We start from the raw sequence: 12,423 nt of genomic DNA, 5'->3' as shown, positions 1-12,423 counted from the left end.
TCCTGTTGTTTTTGTGAACACTAACGAATGCGTATAGCCTACACAGGAGAGTTAACAAAAGGTGTAACAAGCAATGGGGAACTGTAACAAAGTGTAACTAAAAGGGAGGAGGCGGCGCTAAAACCTAGCGCCAACCGCAACTGACAGCAAATACGAATCTATACCTTCTGTGGCAACCAGTGGCTTGCTAAGGTTAACTTGAATTACCGCAGGGTTACCGGTTTTACTGGTTTGAAAACGCAAGCCAATACCTGTACTAGCCAGCAATTTGGCATCGCTTTGAGTGGCGCTATCCCAAGCGCGGCCAATATCCATAAACGCGACTGCGCCAACACGAATTAAATTAAACCAATGCAGGTCGGAATAATAACGGCGTTCAATATTCATTAAATAACGATTATCACCGCGCTGAAACGAAAGCGGATAACCGCGCATTCCCGACTCTTCACCTAGGGTAAGCTCGCGGTATTGAGCTAGATCATTACCTTTGTCCCAGCGGGCATCTACCTGCCAGCGATTTTTTCGATCAATAAAATGATGATAACTACTGCTTAGACCCCAGGTAGAGTTAGCCGTAGATTGGGTATCGCTGTTATAGGTGATATCTATATGCGTAGCGAACTGTAAAAAATGAAAATCGTCTAGTGCAACTGCTTTATTGTAACTGCCAATCAAACGTTTTAATTGATCGCCATTGCCCCACAAGCCAGAGCCATAACGCAACCTAAAACCATGGCCCATGGCAATATCTTCTGTGCGTGCAATAAAATTAAGGTTGGTGTATTGCTTATATACGTTAGATTGCCGCTCTAAGCCTATCCAGTTGTATTGATGCAGTTCGGCATCGGGAAGGTGTTCGGTTAGCTCCACCTCTTTAAATTCGCGCATAAGCTCGGTAGAGCCAATTCGAATACGGTAGGTGCGCTGATTATTAGTAGAAAAAGCATTACCTATATACACTTCATCGCGGCTTACGCGGTGGCCAAATGCATTAATAACTTCGTTGTTATGGCGAATTTTGTCTACCTGAGTTAAATCTTCTACTTTAAAACCATAGGCCCAGCGGGTGTTATTGGAGAAGAAAGGTCGCTCGATAATAACCCTATTATTTTCGCCATCAGATAAATCAGCATGGTAAAACTCGGCCAGCCAACGGGTGTGTAAAAAGTTTTCGGCACGGTATTTATAATCAACTTGGCTGCGTTCTTGGTTACTTTTATAAACCAACTCTAGCTCGGCGCCACTGCCTAAAAAATTACCGTCGCGCAGGCCTATTTGCGAGCTGGTTTCACCGCCGCTTTGCCCCGCCGAAATACGCGGTTCTATTGTCCAAGCATCGCGCACCACCAAATTAAGGTGTACGCCATCGGCACATATTTGAGTTGGGCGCAGCTGCACCGCTAGCAGGTATTCTTTTTGATACAAACGCCTAAGGCTTTCGTCTAACAGGTCTAAATCTATTGCGTCGCCCTGCTTAAACAACAACTGCTTGCGGATAGTTTTTTCGCGCGTGTTAACTTGCAGCCTATTTGCTAAACGATATAGGAAGGTATCTTCGTCGGGGTTATCTTCGTTAAAAATATTATTAACAGTAATGCTAAGCGAGAGTATTTTTTTACCCTGTAACATTTCGAACACAGTTTTGTCATAACGCTGCGCGCCGTTTTGCTCGATAACATCATCGGCTGTATAGCAGCTTTCGCCGCTAGCTGCAGTTTCTGCCGCTAACGCCGAAGCGTAAGCACATAAACACACCACTACACACAAACAAACTAGCTTCAACTTAACCGGCCTAATAGCGTTATCAAAATACCCCCAGATACTACGTTAGTAAGCTATTACTTAGCTAGACGTAAACCACACAACCATATTTAAACGCACCTAACAGGCACTGCACACCGCCAATAGCCATGCACCAACCCACCCAAATACTACTCTACCCTTTAAATTATAGCTTGCCTTAGGTTTTACTGGCCGTTAAATATTGGTTGAACAATATGTCGCCTAAATCACCAAAATGAGAGAAGACGCATAGTAATAGAAAGGTAAATTTAGTAGAGTTTTGCGCGATGTTTTACGACTACTTGCCAACTACTCTAGGATTTTAAACTTTAAGGATACCCCCCATGCAACGCATAGTGACCACCACCCTTTTAGCTATTAGCCTTTGTCTTTCAATAGCCTTTACCAGCGCCCAAGCCGCCAATGCTAAAGACCACCCACTTATTAACCGTTTTCCTGGTGCTAACATTGACCAATACGAGCACCTAGAATACGAAGAAATGAGTTTTATATTAAGCAAACCCTACCATAAAGACGGTGCTTGGGTTGCGGATAAAATCCTGCCTGTAGCGGGTAAAGTAACCTATATTTACTACAAATTACCCAAAACCAAGTCACCTTTACAGGTTTTCAGAAACTATCAAAAAGCCATTAAAAAGCAGAACATGACCGTGCTCTTTAATTGCGAGCGCACATGCGTAAATGTAAATGCAGGCCACTTAGATCACCTATATAACAACCATCAAGATTTCTACTTTAACTACGGTTTCGACCAATACATAGTTGCCAAGCGCGATAACTTTTACCTTTCGCTAATAGTTAACGACGGCGGCGTGTTTCAGCTAGTTATTGAAGAAGAGACGCTTAACGACGATTTAATCTCACCTATTGCCGAAGCACTTGCTAGCACTGGTAAAATTGACCTGTACGGCTTTCACTTCGACTCAGGCAAATCGGCTCTTAAGCCAGAATCCGATTCAGAACTAGCCGAACTAGCCACCATACTTAACGAGCACCCAGCCTTAAAAATTAAGATTGTTGGCCATACCGATAACGTAGGCGATAGCAAAGCCAACCTAAAGCTATCTGCTGCGCGTGCAAAATCAGTATTAAATGCACTCGTTAAAAACTTTAACGTTAACGCAGCAAACCTTAGTGCCGAAGGCCAAGGCGAAACTCAACCTGTAGATACAAATAGCACAGACATGGGCCGCGCCAAGAATCGTCGTGTAGAAATTATCGCTATTAACCCAGAGGTAATTTACGGCGGAACGGCCAACACATACAATACCGACCATACAACCGCAGAAGCTGCAGCAGAAGCACAGCAAGAAGCGCCCGCAGATAATTCCGGTAACATTGTGGATTCGGCAGAAGAAGTAGTAGATAAGGCCGAAAAAGTTAAAGATGTAGCCAAGCGCTTTAAGAAATTTTTCTAATACTTATCCCTTGGCAAACCATCCCCTTGGTGAATTACAGCATGCTTCACCAAGGGGCTTAACCAACCATATAGCACACCTCAGCCTTTGCTTCGCTTCAATTACTTCCCCCGCTTAAATACTGCATTCATTAATTAACACCTTACTTACCCTCCCAAACCTCTACGCTTATATTTTTATGGGCATATGCGCCAAGGTTCTGTACATTTACCTCTGCAATATTATTTAACGAGATAATTATTTTCCTTTTGCCAGAGACATACCGCCATGCCCAACACACAACTAGATTGGCTTAATCACTTTTTAACTAAACTTTCTAATGGTGGGTGGGCAGCCATTTTTACCCCGCACGGGTGGGATATAACCGCCCAAACCGCAACTAGCAGCCTTACAGTAGATAGAACACAGCCGGGGTTTGAAGAGTTCGCACTTGCTGGCAATACAGCAATTTGCCCAGGCGACCCAAGCTTAAGCTTGCTTTATCACGCCTTAATGCACCCTGGCGTGCAACATGCTGACATTACCTATTGGCCCGATATTAGCGATATTGATGCGCTAGAAAACTATATATACGGCCTAGCATTTGCCTCTGCGGATGCCACCACAATCAAGCGCAACCTAGCCAAACTTTACCCCATTGTTATGGCTTACGAGTACCGCATTACCAGCCGCACGCCCCACAAAAAACACGCCGATTTAATCTTCTCTCGCACGGGCGTTGGCCGCGTAGGCACCCACGAACCAGAATACGACGCTAGCAGACGTTGCTTTAATACCGCCCCCACCGACAACAGCGGCGGCGCCCGCGTACAACCCGCACGCTACGGTTTATTTATGTGCGAAGCAGTACGCCTTGGCGATGAAGTGGCTATACAGGGCCGAAGCCAAACAAAAGATAAATATCGCATCTTTTACAAACCCGTGTACAAATTGTATAACGGCCTAAAGCTAGGCGATGAAACACTAAGCATTACGTTTAATCAGTTTCACCAAAGTGACAAGCTAGCGCGTATGGTTAAAAAAGGTGGGCTTAAGGTTGATGCTAGCTTTGATATTAACAACGCCCCCTTTACCTACAACAGCAATAAAGACGATATAGTGGGTACAGAAGCTAGTGCCGGTAATATTATTGTTTGGCGTAAACCGCAAGCCATGTGCCGCGCAGCCGAACAAAACAATAAAATAGTTACCTTTGAAGTGCCGAAAGAAAGCTTGCTGTGGCTAAAGTCGCTGTTCGCTAAATTAAACATTCCCTTCTTTTACAACAACCGTCGCTATACCAGCCTGCGCGTGGGGCAAAACCCGTTATGGGCAGTAGTAGACTACGGCCTAAATGCACTGTTTCAAAAACTAGGGTCCAGCAAGCGCGCGTTTATGTCGCCGCGTCACGCCGGCGAATTTACCAATATACGCCACATACTCGACGACAACGGCCAAGTGGTAGATTTAAACTTTACCAGCATCGACCAATTTAAAAGCAATTTATCTGAAGGCGGCTATCAAGCCATAATGTACGAAGACCCAGTAGCAGAAGGGTTTATTAGCGCAAACATTGCAGGCATAAGTTTGGCTCACCCAGTTAAAGCCGCTTACTCATTAATGACCGCCCCCGACTTTATGCCGCGTATTGGCAATATAGATATTTACCAATACAACGACAACTTTGTAGTTGGCGGCAGCCGCGCATTGTGTGAAGGCCGCCTTGCGGTAAACCTACGCCTAACCCACAGCGACGGCAAAACCCATGTATTCGAAGAAAACGACCAAACAGTAACTGCCATTACCGCTATTAACCGCAAACAAACAACTAGCTGCGCAGGCGAAAAAGAATATAACAACACCCATTACCTTAGCGACGAAGCGTCAGATATTTTTGCCCCCGGCTGGGATGTAACCTACACCCGCGATGAGCTTTTCTCTACCCCCTACTACCACACCTCTGGCCTTGGCTCGCCATTTTTAGAAGATGTAAAACTATGTGCCGCAGCCAACGGCATGTGGCCAGCCGCATCCCCCGATGCTGCACGCACCTTTAAACGCTCCACACGCACAGCATTCCCACTTACAGATATAGAAATAGGCATAGCCCCTGAATGTGCATTAGCCAAAAACCTGAACACAAATAATAAAGGTTGGGATGGTGAATACGGCCCATTTATAGTGGAGTGCGACGGTACCTTTAAAGTGAATTACGCCTCTATAGAACGCTCTGATTATATTAGTAACTACGACAACGAACGCTTCGACTTTGCCAAACTGCGAGAAATAAACCGCATAGAAGGTAAACAACGCCTGCAAGATTTAGCGGAAGTAAATAAAATACTGTTAAATGGCACCGCGCTAGATAAAAGCGGCTATTGGCTAGTAAGCCATATGAAAGTAACAACCAGCAACACTGCCAGCCAATTTATTAACGCCCCCGATACACTTATTGCAAAAGCTAAAGTGGGTGAATGGCTACCCAAAGAAATAACCAATGGCTACTTTTATATCTTTGCCTCTTACTCTAAGGGCACAAGCGCCACAAACGAACCAATACGCCGTATTCAGCCGGTAGACGAATTTGTATTTGTTATAACCTGTGCAGGCAAGCCACCACAAACACTGCGCTACAAAATATAATAGCTTTGCAAACCCCATGCTTAGCTTTTTAAAACGCAACAAACAGCCACAACCCTACGCCGTTATTGTTAGCGGCGCAGGCGTGGCTGCCTGCACCGCAGTATTATTTTCAGCACAAAAAAACCTGCGCACACTTTGGTTAACAGAGTGCGAGCAACTACCAACAGCTACTAACAATAGCGCCAAACCACAACCCACTCCATTCGATTCCCTATCCCCCGAGGGAGTAAGTTATTTAAGGGGCATACTTCAACCAAACCAAATTGCAGAGCTCACCTTAGGTACTTTTAAAGGTGTAACCCGCAATGGCAACTACACACCGTTCGATTCAATATTAGGCGAAGGTATACACTTAAATAGCCAAGCATTAAAAACGCTACTTATTAAAAACATTCAATTACACAACTGCATAACAATCGTTAATGAACAAGCCACAGCCTATGCAACTAGCGATACTTTTGTAGCAGTTACCACCAACGCAAACAACCGCTATAAATCCCACTGGCTTATTAATGGCCAAGGCGAGCACAGCACACTTAGCCAACAGAGCAGCAAAAGCCTTACCGAAGATATTTGGGTAGAACGATATATAAAACAGACAAACTCACAGGCAACAAACACCGCCGAGTTTAACCAAACTGCAACCGGCTGGCAGTGGCAAGCAGTAGACGCACAACACAATACTTGCGTTACCAAATGGAATGCCATACTTGAGAATACAAAAGATAAAAAAACACGTGAAAAAACTGAAAAAACAGACACGCACACTAGCACGAATAACTCAGGTAATACTAAACACCGCTACAACGCCAAATGGTACAAACGCCCTGACTGCGTAGAAACAACCAATCGCCACCCACCAAGAAACCTGCTAATAGGCACAACCTACTACCGCCTAGACCCAATCGCAGGCCTAGGCCTAACCACACAACTAAAAAGCGCCCTGCTGGCAATAAGGTGCATACACCAAGCTCTACGCACCCCACACAATAGCGCAGCTTTTATTAAACAGTTTGAATACCAAATGGAAACAAGCTTTAAAGAAATTGCTTACCCACTAGCCGAAATATATAACGGCTATGGTGTGGTTACAAAACTACCTTAGCCAGTTTTGAAAGTAATAGCTCGTAGGCCCGATAAGGCAAAGCCGCCATCGGGCGCTTTTGAATAAAGATTTACAATAAGCCTCATTCCCCGCCCAAACCTATTACCCACACCAACAATTGACACCACACCAACACACCTGTATAAACCACTGTATATCCAACAGGAGGTTAGATATGCCCAAGCCCAGAAAAATGCAGGTTTCTTTAGATGCCACGCCTTATTATCACTGCACTTCACGCTGCGTGCGCCGTGCATTTTTATGTGGCTACGATGCCCTCACAAACACAGATTACGAACACCGCCGCCAATGGGTGGAAGATAGAATCCACCTACTAGCCGAAGTTTTTTGCATAGATGTTTGTGCCTATGCGGTAATGTCTAATCACTTGCACCTTGTGCTTCATATCAACCAACAAAAAGCGCTAGCACTTACCGCTAAAGAAGTATGCGCCAGATGGCACCGTATATACAAAGGCACTCTACTTACCCAAAAGTACGAGAGAAATGAAAATTTAACAGATGTAGAACTAGACGCAGTAGCTATTAAAATAGAGCTTTGGCGCGAACAACTATTCGATATTAGTTGGTTTATGCGCGCCTTGAACGAACCCATTGCCCGCATGGCAAACGCAGAAGACCACTGCACTGGCAGCTTTTGGGAATCTCGCTTTAGCTCGCAAGCACTGTTAGATGAAAAATCACTTGCCGCGTGCATGGCATACGTAGACTTAAATCCAGTGCGAGCCAAAATGGCAGATACGCCAGAAAATTCCATACACACTTCTATTAAGCTTCGTGTAGACCAACTAGGTTCCAACCAAAACCAACCCAACACCCTCTACCCTTTTGTGGGCAACCCACGCCAACCAATGCCAGATGGCCTACCTTTTAAACTGGCCGATTATTTAGAGCTAGTAGATTGGACTGGGCGTGCAGTGCGGTCGGATAAACGCGGTAGCATTAGCCAGCACCTACCGCCAATTCTTACCCGGCTAGGTATAGCGCCAACTGAATGGTTAATTTTAACTACGCAATTTGAAAAACGGGTTTCGACTTTTGCAGGTTCCGAGAATGCTATTCGGTTAGCTGCCGAAAACCTTGGTTATAAAAAACCACCGGGGATTAGTTTAGCTAGAAGCTTGTTTGTGTAACCCAATCTTAACCCTACAGCAGCACTTCAAGAGTTTCACTCGCCTAAAATTTGTGAAAACGATCAAGAATGCCGATATTTTGGGGTATTGGACATTTCATTTTTAAACAAAAATTTAAATCAAACTAACAGGGATAAAAAACAGGCTATAGCTAATATTTCTTTAACTATTGCCTGTCTTGGTTTTCCCCTCCCCTTCCAACCAAGCTATAGGATCGTCGGAGATAATCGAGACATGCACTAATTAAAGAAGTAATAGAGAGGAGAAAGTCGGACACCCACATTAACTATTCTTTAGTCATATTTAAGTGTGGGTGTCCTAATTTTTGACAAAGCTACCTTAACCAGTTTTGAAAGTGATAACTCGTAGGCCCGATAAGGCAAAGCCGCCATCGGGCGCTCTTGAATGAAGAGTTATAGTAAGCATCACTTACCCACACCAACAATTGACACCACACCAACACACCTGTATAAACCACTGTATATCCAACAGGAGGTTAGATATGCCCAAGCCCAGAAAAATGCAGGTTTCTTTAGATGCCACGCCTTATTATCACTGCACTTCACGCTGCGTGCGTCGTGCATTTTTGTGTGGTTACGATGCCCTCACAAACACTGATTACGAACACCGCCGCCAATGGGTGGAAGATAGAATCCACCTACTAGCCGAAGTTTTTTGCATAGATGTTTGTGCCTATGCGGTAATGTCTAATCACTTGCACCTTGTACTTCATATCAACCAACAAAAAGCGCTAGCACTTACCGAAAAAGAAATATGCGCCAGATGGCACCGCATATATAAAGGCACACTACTTACCCAAAAGTACGAGAAAAACGAAAATTTAACAGACGTAGAACTCGACGCAGTAGCAATCAAAATTGAGCTGTGGCGCGAACAGCTATTCGATATTAGTTGGTTTATGCGCGCCTTGAACGAACCCATTGCCCGCATGGCAAACGCAGAAGATCACTGTACCGGCAGCTTTTGGGAATCCCGCTTTAGCTCGCAAGCACTGTTAGATGAAAAAGCACTTGCCGCGTGCATGGCATACGTAGACTTAAATCCAGTGCGAGCCAAAATGGCAGATACGCCAGAAAATTCCGTACACACTTCTATTAAGCTTCGTGTAAACCAATTAGCTTCCAACCAAAACCAACCCAAAGCCCTCTACCCTTTTGTGCGCAACCCACGCCAACCAATGCCAGATTGCCTACCTTTTAAACTAGACGATTATTTAGAACTAGTAGATTGGACTGGGCGTGCAGTACGATCGGATAAACGCGGTAGTATTGGCGAACATATGCCGCCTATTCTTACGCGGCTAGGCATAGCGCCTGCTGAATGGTTAATTTTAACTACGCAATTTGAAAAACGGGTTTCGACTTTTGCAGGCTCCGAAAATGCTATACGGTTAGCAGCCGAAAATCTTGGTTATAAAAAGCCACCGGGGATTAGTTTAGCTAGAAGCTTGTTCGTATAACCCAACGTTAGTGCAAAACACCCACTTCAATAATTTTGCTCGCCTAAAATTTGTTAAAACGATAAAAAATGCCAATATTTAGGCGTACTGGACATTTCATTTTCCAACAAAAATAAAAATCAAACTAACAGGGATAAAAAACAGGCAGTAGCTAAGATCTCTTTAACTCATGCCTGTCTTGGATAATTTCTTGGATAATTTCACTGGAAAATATGGTCCAATAGGGTTATTTCTTCATGCCTGTCTTGTTTTTTTCTTAACTATTGCCTGTCTTGGATTTCCTCTATGTCTTGGATTTCCTTGGAAATTCATTTTTGGAATATTACATGGAATTAAAGACATAAAATAATGTAATATACTATTCCGTTTCATCTCATGAATGAGCATGATCTGTGTAGTAGATACATTGTAGTGCAAGGAAGTTTTCGCGCACTAAATTGTTTCGTTACTTGATTTATTTACAAGAAAAGGAGTGTCAAATGAAAAATTGGATAGTAACATTATTATTTTCGGGGTTTATTCTCGCCACATCTGTTCATGCATTTTCCGCCACTACAACTGTTGTGTTAGAGACCCCAAAGCCAGCACTAATCGAGAACAGGATTTATGAGCGTTCAGATATTTTTGACGAGCACACTACGACCACAATTAGAGGTGTAACTCAAACCAATTATATTTTTAAACCTCAGCTGAATGATTGGAAAGCTACGTTTAGTGATAACACGGAAATAAATAAATATTTCATCAAAGAGTTTGTTAATCCTCGACAAGAACTGTTGGATAAATTTCGACAAGACATTGAAGAAGAGTCGGCAATCCAAAAACTGCATTATGCGGTTATCAATCAAAAGCCCATGAATATAATTCTCGGTGTGCGAGGCTCAAAGGTAACATTTGAGCTTAGTGGCATAGAACTCAAGGCGAAAGTCAGTGCACATACCGAAGGAGCTGCAGATATCTTTTGTGGTAGTAGTGCGACAGGAACGATTGGGGTCGATATTAAAGCCGTTGGTGAATACGATGTAAACACAGGTTTCGCCAATATCATTTATTTGGATTTTAAAGAGTCTATTGATATCGACTGCAGCAATTTATTTGGAAAGCTATTTGACTTTGCGTTAGATTACACTGTCGATTATTTCGTAGATGAGGCCGTGAACGAGTTTTTACAAGAGGTGTTTTCTGAATCAATGTATGTAGGTGGTTTTAAAGATATTTTCAGTGATGAACTACTTCAAGCAGGTGATTATATAGGATTTGATGTTGTAACTGAGGCATGGGATGCCTTATCCACTTATGTCGACGGTGTAACCTTCGAAATAAACGTTGGTGTTGATTACTATTCTACAGGTAATCACCTGCTCGCTTTCAAGGTCTATCAAGAAAAAACTGATTTCGACCTCTCAAAAAGCGGTAGTGCTTGGAAAAAAATCTCATATGCTTCATTCGATTGCCCTGACTGGGCGACCAGCTTGAAGCTATACGAAGCTTCAAGGGCAATCACTGGTTACAAGCATAGCTTGAGAGGCCCAGCCGTACCTATCTACGGTGGTGTTGAGTTTAATCGTGTAAGTGTTAACGGGCTCGTATTTGAAACTGAAATGAGCTGTTCTGGCCGCCTATGTGGTTCGTCAACGGATACTAAGTTTGGCTTTGTAGCGAGTTGCGAATCTCCGACAGGAATTTGGAGCTACCAAAGTCACGTTGGTATGCTTTAGCGTCAAATTCAAGAAAGGGATATTTCAGAAGACTTGATTTATCCCTTTCTTTTAGCTCCATTTAATCAAACCTGTCCCCTAACTGGCGCACTGCCTGTCTTGATTATTTTTTGAATGGTTAATTTTAACTACGCAATTTGAAAAACGGGTTTCGACCTTTGCAGGTTCCGAGAATGCTATACGGTTAGCTGCCGAAAACCTTGGCTATAAAAAGCCACCGGGGATTAGTTTAGCTAGAAGCTTGTTTGTGTAACCCAGCGTTAGTGCAAAACACCCACTTCAATAATTTCGCTCGCCTAAAATTTGTGAAAACGATAAAAAATGCCGATATTTTGGGGTGTTGGACATTTCTTTTTTAAACAAAAATTAAAATCAAACTAACAGGGATAAAAAACAGGCTATAGCTAATATTTCTTTAACTATTGCCTGTCTTGGTTTTCTTCCACTATTGCCTGTCTTGGATATTTGGTTGTTAGGCATTTCCAGTCGTCACTCGAACTATTTTCTTGTCGAGCTCCTCAATCCCCACGAGTAGAGACTTTACCAAATCAAATTCGTCTTTAGGATTAATTGAGCCTTGGGCCCTTTTTGCTTTGTGAGCAACCTCACCTCGTTTAGCTCCAAAGTTATCTAAATTTGTTAACCAGGTTTGATCTAGAGAACTAATTTCTACACCTAAAGGTAATATCAGTGTTTTAAAGTTCTTATCTTTTACCCCATGATTTTCCTTTAGCTTTTGTGTGAATTGCCTTTGAGCTAAATCGATTACCTCTTCGACAGAATCCTTAACATTTTTCCTAGATTTGGCAATTTGAATAATCTCTTCGTTCGTTATCTCTTCTACAACATTCCAGCTTGAATGATAAGAAGCTAAAAAAGATACGATAACAATTGATGGTTTTTGATTTGACTTCCAGTCACGTATCGCTTGCGTAACTGTTTCTCTTGAAACATCTTCTAAGTATGATTCAATTTCAGCATGAACGAGCAGTCTATATCCTCTAGCTCTATCCTGCTGCCTATCGCTATAATCTCCCGTAGGCGAAAATGTGTTTGGTAAGAGATGAAGTTTCAACTCTCTCAACCTAGCCCTCAACTCTTTAAAACGGTTAGAAACTCGCATA

8 protein-coding genes are annotated in these 12,423 nt (G+C 43.1%); 6 read left to right on the top strand and 2 right to left on the bottom strand.

Features of this window, described 5'->3' with window-relative positions:
• Positions 1 to 117: 117 nt before the first annotated feature.
• Positions 118 to 1,782 carry a hypothetical protein gene (locus SDE_RS01520; RefSeq protein WP_041324014.1) on the bottom strand — a complete coding sequence of 555 codons (1,665 nt, stop codon included), beginning with the start codon at positions 1,780 to 1,782 and terminating at the stop codon, positions 118 to 120.
• 344 nt (positions 1,783 to 2,126) lie between these two features.
• On the opposite strand from SDE_RS01520, the gene SDE_RS01515 reads away from it, so the two are divergent.
• The 6 genes from SDE_RS01515 (at position 2,127) to SDE_RS01490 (ending at position 11,299) form a co-directional block, all read left to right on the top strand.
• Positions 2,127 to 3,221, top strand: coding sequence for an OmpA family protein (locus tag SDE_RS01515; protein ID WP_011466773.1), 1,095 nt, complete (start codon positions 2,127 to 2,129; stop codon positions 3,219 to 3,221).
• A gap of 267 nt (positions 3,222 to 3,488) precedes the next feature.
• Complete coding sequence (locus SDE_RS01510; RefSeq protein WP_011466772.1) at positions 3,489 to 5,843, top strand: hypothetical protein; 2,355 nt, start codon at positions 3,489 to 3,491, stop codon at positions 5,841 to 5,843.
• A gap of 16 nt (positions 5,844 to 5,859) precedes the next feature.
• Positions 5,860 to 6,948: a hypothetical protein gene (locus tag SDE_RS01505; RefSeq protein WP_011466771.1), complete on the top strand. Its 1,089-nt coding sequence runs from the start codon at positions 5,860 to 5,862 to the stop codon at positions 6,946 to 6,948.
• A gap of 175 nt (positions 6,949 to 7,123) precedes the next feature.
• Complete coding sequence (locus tag SDE_RS01500) at positions 7,124 to 8,101, top strand: transposase (RefSeq protein ID WP_011466770.1); 978 nt, start codon at positions 7,124 to 7,126, stop codon at positions 8,099 to 8,101.
• 502 nt (positions 8,102 to 8,603) lie between these two features.
• Positions 8,604 to 9,581 carry a transposase gene (locus SDE_RS01495; protein ID WP_011466769.1) on the top strand — a complete coding sequence of 326 codons (978 nt, stop codon included), beginning with the start codon at positions 8,604 to 8,606 and terminating at the stop codon, positions 9,579 to 9,581.
• A 479-nt stretch (positions 9,582 to 10,060) separates the two neighbouring features.
• The gene (locus tag SDE_RS01490) at positions 10,061 to 11,299 is read left to right on the top strand and encodes a hypothetical protein (RefSeq protein ID WP_011466768.1); all 1,239 of its coding nucleotides are present in this window, start codon (positions 10,061 to 10,063) and stop codon (positions 11,297 to 11,299) included.
• A gap of 472 nt (positions 11,300 to 11,771) precedes the next feature.
• Here SDE_RS01490 and SDE_RS01485 read toward each other — a convergent pair whose 3' ends face one another.
• Positions 11,772 to 12,422: a HEPN domain-containing protein gene (locus SDE_RS01485; protein WP_011466767.1), complete on the bottom strand. Its 651-nt coding sequence runs from the start codon at positions 12,420 to 12,422 to the stop codon at positions 11,772 to 11,774.
• Position 12,423 lies beyond the last annotated feature (1 nt).

This window comes from Saccharophagus degradans 2-40, assembly GCF_000013665.1.
Lineage (GTDB): Bacteria > Pseudomonadota > Gammaproteobacteria > Pseudomonadales > Cellvibrionaceae > Saccharophagus > Saccharophagus degradans.
This window is presented reverse-complemented; position numbering and strand designations above follow the sequence as displayed.